We start from the raw sequence: 17,753 nt of genomic DNA on the forward strand, positions 1-17,753 counted from the left end.
GGTGTCAAACCTCAATCTTTAGTGTATCCAGTGCGCCATACTTTTTGGTCAGGGACTTTTTGCGTTTGTTTACAAACGCTTTAACTTCTGCTTCGTTGTAATGAAAGGCTTTGTGAGCATGGTGTTCACTTTCATTTGAGTTTTTTATTCTGGCCTCAGCATGCTCTTTTGGGCTGGAGCTCGGGTGGTAAAGTGGGGAGTAAAATAAATGTCGACTATAAGAGGTTTCTACTTGGGCGGCGAGTATACGATTGCCGACAGCTTTTTGGAGGTTACTAAGTATCCATTCCACGCTCATCTGTACGAGTATTTCTTTGGTTTTGGTCGTACTGATTTTTGAGCTTTTAGAAGGCGACGTTTTTGATCTGCCGGTGGTTTTGGTAGTCGCGCTTTTTTTACCATTTGCATCTTGTTCGTTTTCGATGGGTTCAAGCAGTGTGCTTGGATCGCCCAATCCGGATACGCCTAGCTTAGAGCCAACACTAGGTTTACGTGTATTGTTGGGTTTACGCATGAATTTCGGCGCGTCTTCATCTTTGCTTGCCTTTGCCTCAACAACGGCAAATTTCTCGCCTCCATTGTTGGAAGGAGTGGCGCGCCAGACGGCATCGATCCCCGTCCCATTCGCACCATCCGACAGCTTGTAAAGCACGTGACTTGCCTTAGGACTCCCCCCCGCCGAGAGCTTCCCCGTCTTACTCGCACTAGGCACACCCTCAAGCCACTTCCCATCCGCGCCCTTGTCATGCCCATCCCAATCCTTGCCCCAGCCAAACTCCACTGCGCAGATGTAGTCGGCAATGTGCTCCCCACTCACCCCCAATCCTTCATTCAAAATGCTGGACGGGGCCTGAAGGCCTACCTTGGAGGCTTCGACCTGGTTGGAATGGGTGCCGCTCGCGCCATCGGTTCCCTTTGCCGCAACGGCCGAGTCTTTGTTGGCAGGCTTTTCAGCTCTTTTCGGGTGGCTTGAGCCGGAGGAGGCCGCAGAACTGTTGCGCTGCATGCCTTTCCATTTAAGCAGCCGCTTCTCAACGATGCCGACCATGGCCGGCATGTTGTCACGGGAGGCTGCGAGGACGGTGACGACCGATGTTTTGGCCCAGTTGGGCAGGCTCTGGAATGTAGAGGAGCCTTTCACGCCGGTGATGATTTCGTCGAGTTCGGCACGCAGCTTTCCAGCGTCGAAAATCTGTTTGAGCAGCTCTTCAGGGCTGGTTTTAACCCCGCATTCCTGGAGGACGAAGCGAAGTAGGTCGAACAGGACCGGGGCGTAGCGTTGCGGGTCTTTGTTGACGATTCGCAAGCTCTTCTTCAGGCCGTCGCCCGGTCCTGGAACCCAGCCGATCACGGCCATCAACAGATCGAATTGCGCGTCTTCCTTACCATCCGTTGACTCTGCGTTGTAGAGAACGATAGAGGATTCGATGGTGTCGTAGGCGTCGATGGCCTGGCCCAGAAACGGCACTGCGCCGAGCGCGATACCTTTTGCCAGTTCAACCGCGGCCTCTTGATAGGCGGCGCTACGGTCTTCGCCACCCTCGTTTGCGCTCTCAGCTACTGCCTCGCTCATGTCAGCCTCCCTGCGGCTTTCTCCACTAATGCTTGTAAATCAACCTGATCCGGGTCCAGGCCGAGCTTGCGTAAATCTTCGTTAACTTTCTCGTCCGAGTTCTGCACGACCGTTACGCTTTCACGATTGAACGGCCTCGGATCCTCGCCGTAATACACTTTGGCCGGTCCTTTCGGCACATCCTCCAACCGGGCGAAGCCGTCGTCATCCAGCACGCCTTCACGCGTGGAGCCATCGGCGAAGTCAACGCGGTACGACGCACCCGGCACCGGCTCAAGGTTATCGTAGTGCAGGTTCAGTTCCAGCCAGGTCGGATTGGGCTTGGCTTGTTGCATCAGGTGCCCGGCGATATCGGCGGCGGCGAGGCCGGGTATGAGTGGGGCGAGGATTCCAATCCCGGTCCCCACCCCTGGCGAGCCACCGGTATTCACCTTCACCTCAGCCCCACTGATCGTCACCCCCCCCGCATCAACCTTGACGAAACTCCCACCAGCCTTGGCCGTCAGTTCCATCCCACCTTCAACCACCACCTTCTTCCCCGCGTGGTAATGAATCTCCTGACCCGCCTCGACAAACTGCGCCGTCCCCACCTTCACATGCCGGGTGACCGCCACGGTCAGGTGATCATCCGCCCGCGCTTCGGTCTTGCGGTCCAGATGGGTGATGCGATGCTCTTCAACCTTGAACTCGCTGAAAACATTGGCTTCAACCGTGTCATGGCGTTCATTGCCGATGCGGATCTTCTGGTCGTGCTCAATGTTTTCGTCCCAGTCGCGCTGGGCATGCAGGTAGATCTGTTCCGCACCTTTCTTGTCTTCGATGCGGAACTCGTTGTAACCCTTGCCGCCCGGGGAGCTGAGGGTTTTGAAGGTGCTGCGGGTCTTGTTCGCCGGCAGGTCGTAGGGGACGACGTTTTCTTTGTGGAACAGGCAGCCGGTGATCAGTGGTTGGTCGGGGTCGCCTTCGAGGAAGGTGACGAGGACTTCCATGCCGACGCGTGGGATGGCGATGCCGCCGTAGGCGCTACCGGCCCAGCCGGTGGCGACGCGCAGCCAGCAACTGGTGTTGTCGTTGGCCTGGCCGTCGCGGTCCCAGTGGAATTGCACTTTGACACGGCCGTATTCGTCGCAGTGGATTTCTTCGCCGGGAGGGCCGGTGACGATGGCGGTCTGGCTGCCCAGGACTTTCGGTTTCGGGTGTTCGAGGGCAGGGCGGAAGTGCGCGTCCCACGGGGTGGAAAGGAAGGTGTTGCGGTAGCCCTGATGGAAATCGTCTTTATTGTGGGTTACGTCGCTGGTGACGTTTTTGCCGAGCACTTGCGGCTGCTTGCCTTCGTGCACGACTTCGAGCAACAGCCAGAGATCGTTCCACTCGGCGCGCGGGTGTTCGCTCAGGGCCATGAAGTGGCCGCTCACCAGGGTGGGCTCGTCGCCTTTGCCTTCGGCCAGTTGGTAATCGCTGCGATGGCGTTCCAGCGCACGGGTTGCCAGTTGTTTGCCGCGTTCGCGGGTCACGAAGCGGCCGGGGTAGTCGTAGTCTTCGAGGTCCGGGGCGAAGGTGCTCTTGGCGGTGCCTTCAGGCAGGATGCTTGGTTTCTCGAAGTCGTAATCGCGGCGGCTGACGCGGGAGGTCCGGGTTTCCAGGCGCAGGTTGAAGCGCTTGATCACCGGTTTCGTGGCGGCCATGCCGGAGTCTTGCTGGTAGGCCACGGGTGCGAGTTTGCGGAACACCGTCTGGTCATCGCCGAACACCAGTTTGTGGCCGCTTGTGCTGTGCTGGAAGTGGAAGTGAATGCCTTCCTCTTCACACAGGCGCTGGATGAAGTGCAGGTCGGACTCGTCGTACTGCACACAGTAATCGCGCTCGGGGTAGATCGCGCCGAGCTGGAAACTGTAGGCGTCGGCCAGGATGCCGCGCGCCTCCAGTACCTGGGCGATGATCTTCGGCACACTTAAATGCTGGAAAATCTGCTGGTCATGGTTGTGGCGCAGGTAAGCGAGTTGCGGAACCAGGCTGATGCTGTAGCGCGTCAGGCTTTTACCGGAGTCGCCTTGCTCGATGCGATAGACCAGACCGTGGATGATGCCCTTGCCGGTGGCGCCGAAGGTCAGGCAGCCAGGCTTGTGCAGCAGCTCTTCGAGTTTCAGGTCGGGACGGGCGCTGACCAGTTCGATGTCGAAACAGAACGGCTGATTGAGGGTTTCGCGACCGACGAAGCTGAGCACTTGCAGGTCAACGGAAACGCCTTCCAGCGTCAGGGAAATATGGGTTGCGTTCGCGTCCAGCATGCCTTTAATTCCGTCCTTTGAATAAGCTGGTGCGGATGGTGCAGCATTAAACCGACTCGTTCAAGGCGCAAATGGCGTAGGTGTGGAGGCCTTGGGCTATCGGGAAAACCCTTAGATACGGGGTTTTGGCCAATGGATGCGGGGGATACTTCGTCATTCGTTCCTGAACAAGACAGCGTCACACCTTGCGGCGATCCGGAATTGGCCGTCGTTTTCAGGCTTTCGGTGGTGTGACCGTTGGATTGGCGGCGTGTGTTACACCGCCATCGCGAGCAAGCTCGCTCCCACATTGGATTGTTGTCGAGCACAAAACCTGTGTCCGCTGGAGATCACTGTAGGAGCGAGCCTGCTCGCGATGAGGGCCTTACATTCAGCGTATTTCCAACTGTTGCCGATACGGCAAATCCGGCCCGGTCTTGCTGCACGTCAGCGCCGCTGCCTGCACCGCAAATTTCAACATCCCGTCAATTTGCCCGCGCTCAAGGGATTGCACGCCCTCAACCGAATCCAGTTGCTGCTCGGTCAACCAGGTAATCAATGCCGCCTGAAACGTATCACCCGCGCCCACGGTATCGGCGATTTTCACTGCGCTCGCCGGCACCGACCACGAACCGTGTGCACGGCTGAACACCGTTGCACCCTCGCCACCACGGGTCAGGAACACCAACTGACAACGATGCTGCAGCCAGCCTTCAATCACTCGCTGCGGATCCTGTTCGGGATACAACAGACTCAAATCTTCATCGCTGACTTTGATCAGATCCGCCAACTCAACCAGCGTCGCAATCCGCGAGCGCCACAGGTCGATGTTCGGCTCAGGATTGAGTCGTACATTAGGATCAAGGCTGATCAGGCGTTTGCCGCTTTCACGCTGCACCAACGCCAGTAAGGTGTCGGCAATCGGTTGCACCACCAGCGAAAACGAGCCGACGTGCAAACCGCGCACTTCCGGCCCCAGCTCAGGCAAATGCTCAGGTTTGAGCTGCCGATCTGCGCAACCTTCACCGCGAAAGCTGTAGTGAGGCGAGCCATTGGCACCGACAGCGACCATCGCCAGCGTGGTCGGTGCGGCGAAATCCACGAGGAAATCCGGGCGTACACCTTCATCCTGCAGCACTTGCTGCAAGCGTCGCCCAAGGTAGTCGGTGGACAACCCGGCAAACAGCGCCGCCTCCACGCCCAACCGACGAAGTCCAACCGCCACATTGAACGGCGAACCGCCGGCAATCGCCTTGAAATTCACTTTTGAAGCCAGGCCGCTGGCGTCGTCTTCACTGAAGAAATCGAACAGCGCTTCGCCACACACCAGATACATAGTTGTTCGCTCTTTAAAGGGTTGCGACATGTTGTTGATAGCGTTCATAGGCCTGCTGACAGGCCGCCACATTTTCCGCAATCGGTAAGGTTTCACTGGCCGGATCGAGCTTTACGCAACGCTCGCAAAGGTCCGCCAGACTGTCCTCGTGGCCGTTTGCCCAAGACTTGCACCACGCCGCTTGAATCGCCGCGCCGAGGGCTGCCGCTTCGCTCTGCTCGGTACAGATCACCGGGGTGTTCATGATGTCGGCGACGATCTGCCGCCACACCGGGCTTTTAGAGCCGCCGCCGATCAGGCAAATGCTGCGGCTTTGTAAGCCATTCTGGCGCAGCAGGTCCAGTCCATAACGCAAACCGAAGGTCGTGCCTTCCACCACCGCGCGGCACAGGTTGGCCTGGGTCAGGTTGGTCATGGTCAAGCCCAGCAGGCTGCCGGTGGCATGGGGCAAAGCGGGGACGCGTTCGCCGTTGAGGAACGGCAGCATGCACACGCCTTCGGCACCGATGGGCGCCTGTTCGACCAAATCGGTGAAGTGTTCGATATCAAGGTCGAACAGCTCGCGAATGACCCCCGTGGCGTTGGTCAGGTTCATGGTGCAGATCAGCGGCAGCCAGCCCCCGCTGGAAGAACAGAACGTCGCGACCGACGCATCCGGGCTGACTTTCGGCTGGTCAGCATAGGCGTACACCGTCCCCGAAGAGCCGAGGCTCATGGTGATTGCGCCAGGCTTGATGTTGCCAGTGCCGATTGCGCCCATCATGTTGTCGCCGCCACCGCTGGACACCAGCGCCTGCGGGTTGATGCCCAGGTGTTCGGCGATGCTCGGCAGGATCGTGCCGACCGCTTGATGCGCATCGATCAACTCCGGCAACGCGGCTTGCAGGCGTCCGGTCGGGTCGATGTCTCGAAGCAACTGCAAATCCCATTGGCGGGTCCGCACGTTGAAATACCCGGTGCCGGAGGCATCGCCGTACTCGCTGCAACTGCGGCCGGTGAGCCAGTGGTTCAAGTAGTCGTGGGGCAGGAGGATGCGGGCGATCCGGGCGAAAATGTCCGGGTGCTGTTCTTTGATCCACAACAGCTTTGAAACGGTGTAGCCCGGCGCAATGACCACGCCGAGGCGCTCCAGTGAGCCTTTTTCGCCGCCGAGGTGGTCTAGCAGGCGATCGTTTTCCGGGGTGGATTCGGTGTCGCACCAAAGTTTCGCCGGTCGCAGCACTTGGCCTTGGTCGTCGAGCAGCACCAGGCCGTGTTGCTGACCGGAGACGCCGATGCCAAGGATGTCCTGACCGTCGACTTTCGCCGCGAGTAACGCACGGCGGGTGGCCAAGGTGAACGCTTCCAGCCACTGACCGGTGTCTTGCTCGCGACGACCGTTGGCGCCGCTGATCAGGCTGTGCTCGGCTGCGCCCTGTCCCAGGACCTGGCCACTGTGGGCGTCGAGGATCACGGTTTTGGTGCCTTGGGTGCCGCAGTCGATGCCGAGGAATAATTGTTGGTTTGTCATGGCAGATCCTTGGTGTGTCAGGTCGATCTTGGTGAAGCCATTCGCGGGCAAGCCTCGCTCCTACAGATCCGGAGTCGACCATCAAAATATGGCTCGACACTAACGTTGTAGGAGCGAGGCTTGCCCGCGAAGACGGCAGTGGTTTCACCGCCGCACTTACTCCAACACCCGCTCCAACGTCCGCGTCACGCCCACTTCCCGCAAGCTGTTGCAGCACCATTCAAACGCCGCCACAAACTCCGGCGAACGGGGAATCGCCGTACCAAAAATCTCCTCAACTCCCAGCAAACGCTGCGTGATCAACGCATCATCCGCTACCAAGGCCTGGCAGAACGTCGCCCGAGGGTCGGGAATCGAGTAGGTATCGCCATTCTCATCCACGCCCTTCAAATACAACGCCCAGGCCGCCACCACCAACGCGGCCCGCTTGGTCTCCTGGCCATCGGCAATCAGGCGATTGATGGTCGGAATGGTGAACTTGGGAAACTTCGACGAGCCGTCCGAACACACTCGCTCCAGTTGATCGGCAATCGCCTGATTGGAGAAACGCGCCACCAGCGTGTTCTTGTAATCCGTCAGATCAATCCCCGGCACGGGCGACAATTGCGGCGTGACATCCAGATCCATGTAGGCACGCACATAGCGCACAAACAGCGGGTCATTCATGGTCTCGTGCACGAAGCGATAACCCTTCAGGAACCCCAGATACGTCAGGGCCAGATGACTGCCGTTGAGCAGTTTGATCTTCATCTCTTCATACGGCGTGACGTCGTCGGTGAATTGCACGCCGACTTTTTCCCAGGCCGGACGCCCGTTGACGAACTTGTCTTCCAGCACCCACTGCACAAAAGGTTCGCAGACCACCGGCCAGGCATCGTCGACGGCATGTTTGTCGTGAAGTTGCAGCTTGTGTTCAGTGCTGGTCATTGGCGTGATTCGGTCGACCATCGCGTTGGGGAAGCTGACGTGGGTGGCGATCCAGTCACGCAGATCGGCATCGCGCAAAGCGGCGAAGGCCAACAAGGCTTTGCGGGTGACGGCGCCGTTGTGCGGCAGGTTATCGCAGGACATCAAGGTGAACGCGGGCGTGCCGACGGCGCGGCGTCTGGCCAGCGCGGCGCAGAGGAAGCCAAACACGGTTTTCGGTGCGTTCGGGTTCGCCAGGTCGTGCTGGATTTGCGGCAGGTGGGCCATGAACTCGCCGTTGCTGTCGTCGATGCAATAACCGCCTTCGGTGATGGTCAGCGAGACGATGCGGATCTCTGGACTGGCGAGTTTGTCGATCAACGCTGCAGCGCCGTCTTCGGCCAGCAGCATGTCGCGAATCGCGCCGATGACCCGGACTTCGGTGTCGTCGGTGTCGCCCAGTTCGAACAGGGTGAAGAGGTAATCCTGCTCTTTCAGATCGTCCCGGGCGCGGCGGTCTTCGGCGCGCAGGCCGACCCCGCAAATCGCCCAGTCCAGGCCTTCGCCGGTATTCATCAGCGCGTCGGTGTAATACGCCTGATGGGCGCGGTGAAAACCACCGACGCCGATGTGGGCGATGCCCTGGCGCGTATCGCTCAGGGTGTAGGCGGGCAGGACCACCTCGGGAGCGAGGCGGTTGAGGTTCTGTTGGTTGAGTTTCATCACAGGCTCTCTAAATCAGGCCGCTGCACGCAGCGGGCGGGTCAGCGCCACGCCGTCGGCATCGAATAAATGGCAGTGTTCGGCGTCCAGGTGCAGGCTCAAGGCTTCGCCGTAACGGCTGGCAAGGTCGCCACGAACGCGCATGGTCAACGCTTCGCCGGAAGCGGTCACGACGTGGCAAAAGGTGTCGCTGCCCAGGCGTTCGCTGACGTCAGCGGTGACCTGCAAGGTGCAGTCGCCGGTTTGTGCGAGGTTGAGGTGCTCCGGACGAATGCCTAGGGTCACCGCGCCGCCGACGTTCAGCTGGGCACCGCTCAGCGGCAGGGTGATGCGGGTGCCGGCGTCCAGCAGGACTTCACAGCTTTGGCGCTCGACGCGGGTGACTTTGCCTTTGAGGAAACCCATTTTCGGCGTGCCGAGAAAGCCGGCGACAAACAGGTTGGCCGGCTGGTGATACAAGTCCAGCGGCGAGCCGACCTGCTCGATTTTGCCGCCGTTGAGGACGACCACTTTGTCGGCCATGGTCATCGCTTCGACCTGGTCGTGGGTCACGTAAATCATCGTCGCTTGCAGGTCTTTGTGCAGGCGCAACAGTTCCAGGCGCATTTGCACGCGAAGCGCGGCGTCGAGGTTGGACAGCGGTTCATCGAACAGGAAAATTTTCGGGTTGCGCACAATGGCGCGGCCGATTGCGACGCGTTGACGCTGGCCACCGGACAATTGCTTGGGCTTGCGCTCCAGCATCGGTCCCAGCTCCAGGATGCGCGCCGCTTCGCCGACTTTCTTCTCGACTTCAGCCTTTGGTACGCCGGCCAGATCAAGGGCGAACGACATGTTCTTTTTCACGGTCATGTGCGGGTACAGGGCGTAGGTCTGGAACACCATCGCCAGGTCGCGCTTGGCCGGGCTGACTTCTGTAATGTCGCGGCCATCGAGTTCGATGGTGCCGCCGCTGACTTCTTCCAGGCCGGCGATCAAGCGCAGCAGGGTGGATTTGCCGCAGCCCGACGGGCCGACGAAGACCACGAATTCCTTGTCGTTCACTTCCAGATCGATGCCTTTGATGATGGAAAAGCCTTCGAAGCCTTTTTGCAGATTCTTGATTTTCAGGTTGGCCATGATGATGGGCCTCCACGTGTTGTTATTCAGTTGAGCCGGGCGGGCTTTTCTGTGGGAGCGAGCCTGCTCGCGATTGCGGTGTATCAGAGGCATTAATGCTGAATGACACTCCCTCATCGCGAGCAGGCTCGCTCCCACAGGGATTTGCATGTCGGCAGGTCATTTCACGGCGCCAAACGACAGGCCGCGGACCAATTGTTTCTGGCTGATCCAGCCGAAAATCAGGATCGGCGCGCAGGCCAGGGTCGACACCGCCGACAACTTGGCCCAGAACAGACCTTCGGGACTTGAGTAGGAGGCGATCAGCGCAGTCAATGGCGCAGCTTTCGACGAGGTCAGGTTCAGCGACCAGAACGCCTCGTTCCAGCACAGGATCAGCGACAGCAAAACGGTGGAGGCCAAACCGCCCTTGGCGATCGGCAGCAGCACCCGGACCATTTCCTGCCACAGCGTGGCACCGTCGAGGCGCGCGGCTTCGAGGATGTCTTTGGGGATGTCTTTGAAGTAGGTGTAAATCATCCAAACCACGATCGGCAGGTTGATCAGCGTGTAGATCACGATCAGCGCGATGCGCGTATCGAGCAGGCCGAAGCTCTTGGCCAGCAGGTAGATCGGCATCAGCACGCCCACCGGCGGCAGCATTTTGGTGGAGAGCATCCACAGCAGCGTGCCTTTGGTGCGTTGGGTTTCGTAGAACGCCATGGAGTAGGCCGCCGGCACCGCGATCAGCAGGCACAAAGCGGTAGCGCTGAAGGAAATCACCACCGAGTTCCAGGCGAAACTGAAGTAGTCGCTGCGCTCGTTGATGTGTAGGTAGTTCTCCAGCGTCGGCGTGAAGATGAACTGCGGCGGCGTGGCGAAGGCGTCGATTTCGGTTTTGAAACTGGTCAGCACCATCCAGAAGATCGGGAAGAAGATCAGGATCGCGATGGCCCAGGCCAGGGTGCCGAGCAGCAGGCTTTGCAGACGGCGGGATTGTTGAAGGGTCATGGCGCAGGCCTCAGGTCTTGTCTGTCAGGTTTTTGCCGATCATGCGCACCAGCACGATGGCCGCGATGTTGGCGATCACCACTGCGATCAAGCCGCCGGCGGACGCCATGCCGACGTCGAACTGCACCAGCGCCTGGTTGTAGATCAGGTACGCGAGGTTGGTCGAGGCATAGCCGGGACCGCCGTTGGTGGTGGTGAAGATTTCGGCGAAGACCGAGAGCAGGAAGATGGTTTCGATCATCACCACCACCGCAATCGGGCGGGCCAGGTGCGGCAGGGTCAGGTGCCAGAAAATCGCGATCGGCCCGGCCCCGTCGAGGCGCGCGGCTTCTTTCTGTTCCTGGTCGAGGGACTGCATGGCGGTCATCAGGATCAGGATCGCGAAGGGCAGCCATTGCCAGGACACGATGATGATGATCGACAGCAGCGGGTAGTGCGCCAGCCAGTCCACCGGCTGTGCGCCGAACAGCTTCCAGACGTAGGCGAGAATCCCCGACACCGGATGGAAAATCAGGTTCTTCCAGATCAGCGCACCGACGGTGGGCATGATGAAAAACGGCGAGATCAGCATCACCCGCACGATGCCGCGACCGAGGAATTCGCTGGCCTCCAGCAAGGCACTGATCAGCACGCCCAGCACCACGCTGATCAGCAGCACGCTGCCCACCAGCAACAGGGTGTTGGTGGCGCCGGGCATGAACCCGGAGTCAGTCAGGAAGTACGTGAAATTCTCCAGCCCGACAAATTCGTTTTCGCCGGGATAGAGCAGGTTGTAGCGGATCATCGAAAAGTAAACGGTCATGCCCAGCGGCACGATCATCCACAGCAGCAATAACGCCACCGAGGGGCTGACCAGAAACCAGCCGGGATTGGCCAGCCGGCTTTTACGCACCGGTTGGGGGATGTCCATGTGAGCTTTGGCAGTTGAAATATTCATGGCATTTAACCGATTAGGACAGACAGACGAAGATCAAAATGTGGGAGCGGGCTTGTGTGGCGAGGGAGCTTGCTCCCGCTCGACTGCGCAGCGGTCGCAAAGCTTTTGGGGGCGCTTCGCACCCCAGCGGGAGCAAGCTCCCTCGCCACAAAAGCCAGCTCCTACATAGAGTGCGTCAAACCTGTGGGAGCGTGGCTTGCCCGCGATGGAGGCAACTCGGTATCTCAGACAAACCAGCACCGTTGCCCCCACCGCCCGTTGCTATTTGGGATAACCGGCGCGCTTCATCTCGCGTTCGGTGGTTTGCTGGGCCGCCGTTAGCGCCTGGTCGACCGTGGTCTGGCCAATCAGCGCCGCCGAGAACAACTTGCCGACTTGGGTGCCCACCGCCTGGAATTCAGGAATGGTCACCAACTGGATGCCGATGTAGGGCACAGGCTTGAGGGTCGGTTTGCTCGGGTCCGCCGCTTTCAGCGATTCCAGCGTCACCTTGGCAAACGGAGCGGCGCTCATGTAAGCCTCGCTGTACGTCGAGGCCCGAGTGCCAGGCGGCACATTGGCGATGCCGTCTTTTTCGGCGACCAACGCGCCGTATTCCTTGGAAGTGGCCCAGGCACTGAAGGTTTTAGCCGCGTCCTTGGCCTTGGAACTGGTCGGGATCGCCAGCGCCCAGGAGTAGAGCCAGGCCGAACCTTTGTCGGTGGTCTCGTGAGGTGCATAGGTAAAGCCGACGTGATCGCTGACCTTACTTTGGGTCTTGTCGGTGACGAAAGAGCCGGCGACGCTGGCATCGACCCAAATTGCGCACTTACCACTGTTGAACAGCGCCAGGTTTTCATTGAAGCCGTTGCTGGAGGCACCCGGCGGGCCGGATTTCTTCATCGTATCGACGTAGAAATTCAAGGCGTTTTTCCACTCGGGGCCGGTGAATTCCGGTTGCCATTTCTCATCGAACCAGCGCGCACCATAAGCGTTGGCCACGGTGGTGATCAGCGCCATGTTCTCGCCCCAGCCGGCCTTGCCACGCAGGCAGATGCCGTACTGTTCTTTGTCTTTGTCTTTGTTTGTGAGCTTGCTGGCGAATTCGCCGATCTGGGTCCAGGTCGGGTGCTCGGGCATGGTCAGCCCGGCGTCCTTGAACAGGTCGGTGCGGTAATAGGTGATGGAGCTTTCCGCGTAAAACGGCAGGGCGTAGAGCGAGCCCTTGACCGAAAGGCCTTCACGCACCGATGGGAAGACATCGTCGAGGGCGTAGTTGGCCGGCAAGTCCTTCATCGGCTCCAGCCAGCCCTTGGCACCCCAGAGTGCGGCTTCGTACATGCCGATGGTCAGCACGTCAAACTGCCCGCCCTGAGTGGCAATGTCGGTGGTCAGGCGTTGGCGCAGGACGTTTTCTTCCAGCACCACCCAGTTGAGCTTGATGTCCGGATGCTCGGCCTCGAAGGTCTTCGAGAGCTTTTGCATACGGATCATGTCGCTGTTGTTGACGGTGGCGATGGTCAGGGGCTGAGCGCCGAGACTGACGCTGCTGAGGGTCATGCAGGTGAGGGCAAGCAGAGCTTTTACCGAAGGTTGCATCGTGCACTCCTTTTCTGCACCCGATGGGGGACAGAAGGACAGTTATTGTTTTTGTGTCTTCCGAGGGCAGGAAGAATGTGCACTGATTACAGCCTTCAATTGAGGATGTGACAAATCATCCGTCGCACTTGAATCGATACTATTTTGCACTGGATTCTGAAAAGGCAAGAATTAACACCGGACATCCTGTAGCCGCTGCCGAAGGCTGCGTTCGAGTGCGCAGCACTCGCTGGCGCAGAGCGTGCGGTGATCCTGGGGAGGCAGAGTGGCAGATTTTGCGACTGCTTCGCAGTCGAGCGCAGCCTTCGGCAGCTGCTACACGGATTGCTGTCAGTGCTGATTCTGCTCAGTCAACCGCTGCACCGCCAGCCGTCGGTAATGCGAAGGCGTCATGCCCTTGAGCTGCTGGAATCGCCGATTGAAGTTGGAAATATTGTTGAAGCCCGATTCGAAACACACATCGGTCACCGGTTTGTCGCCATCGGCCAGCAACTCGCAGGATTTGCTGATGCGCAGGCGATTGACGAACTCGATGAAGCAGCGCCCGGTGGCTTGCTTGAACACCCGGCTGAAATACGTCGGCTTCATGCCCAAATGCTCGGCGACCTCCTCGAGCGGCAGGTCCCGGGCGTAATGCGCAAAAATGTAATCCACCGCTCGGTTGGTGCGATCGATGTTGTGTTCATCCGCCAGTTGCGGCGTGGTGGCACCCGACAGCAACTGAAAATCGTCAGAAGCCGCGAGCAGCTCCAGCAGTATGAAAAAGTGCCCGAGCCGGGTGACGCCTTTAGTGTCAGCGATGCGTTGCATCAACGTCATGGCCTGGCGGATGGTGCGCTTGCAACGAAACTCGATGCCGTACTGCGCGCGCTCCAGCAGAGGCGCTAGGGTCTTGAGTTCCGCGAATACCTGATGACCGCTCTCGAACAATTCATCCGTGAAGTTGACCAGCATGTCGCGCTTGGGCACTACCTCGTCTTCGGCCACCTGGCTGATCCAGTTGTGAGGCAGATTCGGGCCAGTCAGGAACAGGGTTTCCGGGTAGAAGTTGCCAATGTAATCGCCGATGAACACCTTGCCGGAACTGGCGACGATCAGGTGCAGCTCGTATTCCTTGTGGAAATGCCAACGCACCAAAGGGCAGGGGAATCCATGCTGGCGATAGATGATCGACAACCCGTTGTGGTCGTCCATCAGTTCATAGGAAGGATCGGTGACTCTCGCGGTTCGGGTCATGTCAGGGCGCTTTTTATTGTCATTGCGCCCTGATCATGCCTCTTTCCAGGCTTGTAATGCCAGCGTGCTAAGCACAGGGCGTCAGGCCGGTGCCCGCTCATGCAAGGCATGGCCGTAAACGGCTTTCATGCTGGTGGCGGTCCAGCAATAACGAACGATCTCTGACTCGTCGAAAAAGTCGGTATTGATGATGCTGCAACGCGTCACCCAATCCCGGGTGGGATTGAACCAGTCATTGATCTGGTTTTTGATGTCTTGAGGCCCTCCCAGAAACGCGTAGCGGGTGGCCGATAACGACCGTAGGAACGTTTCGTAAGGCGCGTCTTCGAGCGTACTGGAAATGTGGGTTTTCAGATCCTCGGTGTCGGTGAACCTTTTGTCGATCCACTTGTGTGGGATGCGCGGCCAGAAGTAATCCTCATCCAGTTCCCGCCGTCCATGCGCCGCCAACACCACCCGGCGGCGAGTACTGATCCGCTTGAGCTCGCCGATGGTTTTTGTGGCATCGTCGGGGGGATCACTCGCTGTCCGAGTCGACTCACCAGAAGATCATTGAGTTTCTGGTAGTCAAAAGGTTTGGCCCCGTCGCGAGTTGGTGGAAATCCAGCACGATGAACTCATCCGGATTACGGTCGAGAAACGCTGATACGTCTGTAATCAGTTCATCGAGGACCCTATGGGACTGGTATCCGTTGTGATGAAAATAGAAGACCGACTGGTCTGCGCCCTCGGTGTAGCCCAGCCGGATATCAAAGGCCCGGGCGCCATTGGACAGTTGCCAGGCAAATGAACCGTTTTGACACGTCGTCCAGTTACCGATAACCACATCATAATTGGGCGCCTGTTTATCCATGCCGGCGTTGTGTGCGCCGGGCCAGACAATATCGGTCAGCTTTAATCGGTGGATATCCAGAACGTTACTCATCCACTTTTTTTTGTCCAGCGCACCTGTTGTGTTATGGGTCATGACAGTTCCTTGTCGTTAAGGCGCCCACTCCGTGGGGCGACGAAGTTTAGGTATCAGCGTTGGCTGCAAGCCACATCTGTGTTGATCGCCCTGCGTGAAAGGCTTTCATGACCCAGCATAGAAGTGCGCAACAAGATTGCCAGTCACAGAAATAGTTGCACATATATAGCCATTTAATGGCGGGCCGACTAATTGGTTCGCTTGTTGGCTTTATGCAAGTTTGCGGTTCGGCAATATGAAACAATTCGCGATTCTTCAATGAAGTCGACGTTGATGATGTTGCACTTTGCCGCCCAGTCGCTTTTTTCCGGGTCGAACCACGCATCAAGCTCATTATGTATATCCACGGGGCCGCCGAGGGCACTGTAACTGGTCGCGGACAACGACCATGGGGCCCATGTGCCTGGCGGATGTGTCAGCACACTCGTAATGTGTTTTTTCAAGTCGGCAGCACTCGTGATGCCCTTGCCGGACCATTTGTGTTCAATTTGCTCAAGGAACACGTTTCGATCAAGCTCCCAATGCCATGGGGCCGCGACTAGAACCCTTTGTTCAGAACTGATTTGTTTGAGTTGACGGAGACTCATAGACCAGTTTTGAGTGGGGATTATTTTATGACCCATAAGATGGATCATCATGTCGTTGAAAAAAGTGAAGTCAAACGCATCCCCTTGCAGTTCGTGAAAGTCCAGGACAATGAATTCATCAGGATTCTCCTCAAGAAATTGTCTCACGTCGGTCAACAAGTTCCCCAAGGTGCGATTGTTGCGGTTGCCATTGTGGTGCATCCGGAATTTTCCAAGCCCAGGTGCCTTGGCGTCGAACGCGAGGCGGATATCCAACGCTCGGGAGCCGTGGCACAACTGGGAATAAAACGATTGGTGCTGACAGGCGAGCCAATGGGCGCCTGGAATCAGAGGCCATGACGCTTTCCAGTCGCTACCTGCGTTATGGGTGCCCGGCAGGGTTAATTCACGGAGCGACAAAGTGTCAATGGCCGGCGTGCTGGCCATCCAGTTGTTAAGTTTCAGGTTTGTTTGAGCAATGGTGTTCATTTAATGCATCCTTGCATTGATTGTTGGTTTGAATAAGTTGTGCCGAATGAGTTAATTCAACTTTAATCCGGCAGATTATATATAAAGTGGGTTGCTGGCGTGGTCAATGAGTGTGGCAATGCAAAGTGTGTATAGGTCATGCCTGACATCTAGTTGGCGCGGTTTTTTGCCTCAATCCACTGTGCCATATATTGCGTACTTTTGTGGTGGTGGTGACGCAACATGCTGCCGGTAAAGTTGTCACTTCTAAGTTGTGCGAGATGCTGTTGGCAGTGCAATAACTTTTCAATCAGTGCCGGGCCATGTTCCGACTGTCGATAACGATCCGCCAGTAACGCCTGTCCCATGGATTGGGCGTTCGCCCAGAGTGCTTCATCCTTGTACAACCGCACCGCGTGATCGGCGAATTTACGTGCCGTCCGGGTCACGGCGCCAGGCCAGGGATGCTGACCGTGCATCGCTTCTGCACCGATAGGTGTTGTGACTGTGGGCGTGCCACACAGCATGGCGTCGATTATCTTGCCCTTGATGCCCGCACCGAAACGCAGCGGTGCCAGACACACGCGCGCAGCCGACATCACTTGCAAGGCGTCTTCCGCCCAGTTCATGACATGGAAACCCTGGGCCGGGTTATGCAGCGCAGTGGCCTTGGGCGGCGTGTAAGCGCCGTAGATGTGCAACTGAGCGCTGGGCAGTTGTTCACGGATCAACGGCCAGATCGCCGTTTTCATCCAGAGCACCGCATCCCAGTTCGGCGCATGTCGAAAGTTACCAATGCTGAGAAAGTGCGCCCGATCTTCAAAGGCGGCCGGCACCACGCTCGACGGTTCGACCATCAACGGACACCAGTGCAGCAAGTTGCGCGGCATCTTGAACTGCTCGACCAGCAACTCGATTTCCACTTCAGAGATCATCAGGTTCAAATCGCAACGATACAGCGCGGCAATTTCCCGTTTGGCCAGATCGGTATCGGCCATCAACTCGAACTCTTCGCGCAATGCCGGTGCGAACAGGTCGCTGAAATCATTGTTGTCGTCACTGGCCTTCAAGCGGTCCTTGAGGCGCTGATGCCGGGCGTGCCGCAGGCTTTGCAGATCCGAAGTTTCAAGCACACGCAAGGCATCAGGGCAGTGCTTTTCTACACGCCAGCCGAACTGCTCTTCCATCATGAACTGGTCAAACAGCACGATGTCCGGGGCCAGTTCACTGATAAACGCGTCGAAACTGCTGTTGTTCAACTCGATAGGCACTTCGCGAATGCCCAGCGCCGTCAGATCAGCCCGATGTTCACCGGTGCCTGCCGGGCTGCTGAAAGTAATGTCCCAGCCTTGTTGCAGAAACGTATCCAGAATCTGCATCACATGCCCACTGGCGGCCGATGACCGAGGCTCGGGCCAGACGTAACCAATGACGAGGACTTTGGTTGCGCGGGGCTGGCTCATGAACGGTATTTCCTTGACTCGGTCTGTGGGCTGAGTGATGCGAGAGGCGCGCAATTAAACCACAACAAGGTCGATGTTGGACTGAAACACCGCCGCTGCAGAGCAGGCGGCGGC

The 17,753-nt window shown here is 58.1% G+C and carries 12 protein-coding genes and 1 pseudogene; all 13 read right to left on the reverse strand.

What is annotated here, in order from left to right; translation table 11 throughout:
* Positions 1-4: 4 nt before the first annotated feature.
* Positions 5-1,573, reverse strand: coding sequence for a hypothetical protein (locus tag ACA075_RS14020; RefSeq protein WP_497298990.1), 1,569 nt, complete (start codon positions 1,571-1,573; stop codon positions 5-7).
* Complete coding sequence (locus tag ACA075_RS14025) at positions 1,570-3,861, reverse strand: type VI secretion system Vgr family protein (RefSeq protein WP_497298991.1); 2,292 nt, start codon at positions 3,859-3,861, stop codon at positions 1,570-1,572. Before ACA075_RS14025 ends, ACA075_RS14020 begins: the two co-directional genes overlap by 4 nt.
* Positions 3,862-4,231: 370 nt before the next feature.
* On the reverse strand, positions 4,232-5,176 hold the full coding sequence (locus tag ACA075_RS14030; RefSeq protein ID WP_497298992.1) for a carbohydrate kinase family protein: 945 nt from the start codon (positions 5,174-5,176) through the stop codon (positions 4,232-4,234).
* Between the two features lie 13 nt (positions 5,177-5,189).
* Positions 5,190-6,686 carry a xylulokinase gene (gene xylB, locus ACA075_RS14035; RefSeq protein ID WP_497298993.1) on the reverse strand — a complete coding sequence of 499 codons (1,497 nt, stop codon included), beginning with the start codon at positions 6,684-6,686 and terminating at the stop codon, positions 5,190-5,192.
* 156 nt (positions 6,687-6,842) lie between these two features.
* A complete protein-coding gene (locus ACA075_RS14040) occupies positions 6,843-8,315 on the reverse strand; it encodes a mannitol dehydrogenase family protein (RefSeq protein ID WP_497298994.1) in 1,473 nt (490 codons plus the stop codon).
* A 15-nt stretch (positions 8,316-8,330) separates the two neighbouring features.
* Complete coding sequence (locus ACA075_RS14045) at positions 8,331-9,434, reverse strand: ABC transporter ATP-binding protein (protein WP_497298995.1); 1,104 nt, start codon at positions 9,432-9,434, stop codon at positions 8,331-8,333.
* Positions 9,435-9,593: 159 nt separating this feature from the next.
* On the reverse strand, positions 9,594-10,424 hold the full coding sequence (locus ACA075_RS14050; RefSeq protein WP_007936731.1) for a carbohydrate ABC transporter permease: 831 nt from the start codon (positions 10,422-10,424) through the stop codon (positions 9,594-9,596).
* A gap of 10 nt (positions 10,425-10,434) precedes the next feature.
* Entirely contained in the window at positions 10,435-11,361 is a 927-nt protein-coding gene (locus ACA075_RS14055; protein WP_109631004.1) for a carbohydrate ABC transporter permease, read from the reverse strand.
* 261 nt (positions 11,362-11,622) lie between these two features.
* Entirely contained in the window at positions 11,623-12,939 is a 1,317-nt protein-coding gene (locus ACA075_RS14060) for an ABC transporter substrate-binding protein (RefSeq protein WP_497298996.1), read from the reverse strand.
* A gap of 330 nt (positions 12,940-13,269) precedes the next feature.
* On the reverse strand, positions 13,270-14,175 hold the full coding sequence (locus ACA075_RS14065) for an AraC family transcriptional regulator (RefSeq protein ID WP_219094078.1): 906 nt from the start codon (positions 14,173-14,175) through the stop codon (positions 13,270-13,272).
* An 81-nt stretch (positions 14,176-14,256) separates the two neighbouring features.
* Positions 14,257-15,142, reverse strand: a pseudogene (locus tag ACA075_RS14070) (phosphatidylinositol-specific phospholipase C domain-containing protein).
* A gap of 188 nt (positions 15,143-15,330) precedes the next feature.
* The gene (locus ACA075_RS14075; RefSeq protein ID WP_497298997.1) at positions 15,331-16,197 is read right to left on the reverse strand and encodes a phosphatidylinositol-specific phospholipase C domain-containing protein; all 867 of its coding nucleotides are present in this window, start codon (positions 16,195-16,197) and stop codon (positions 15,331-15,333) included.
* A 149-nt stretch (positions 16,198-16,346) separates the two neighbouring features.
* The gene (locus ACA075_RS14080) at positions 16,347-17,639 is read right to left on the reverse strand and encodes a glycosyltransferase (protein ID WP_497298998.1); all 1,293 of its coding nucleotides are present in this window, start codon (positions 17,637-17,639) and stop codon (positions 16,347-16,349) included.
* Positions 17,640-17,753 lie beyond the last annotated feature (114 nt).

The organism is Pseudomonas sp. LBUM1663, from assembly GCF_059695905.1.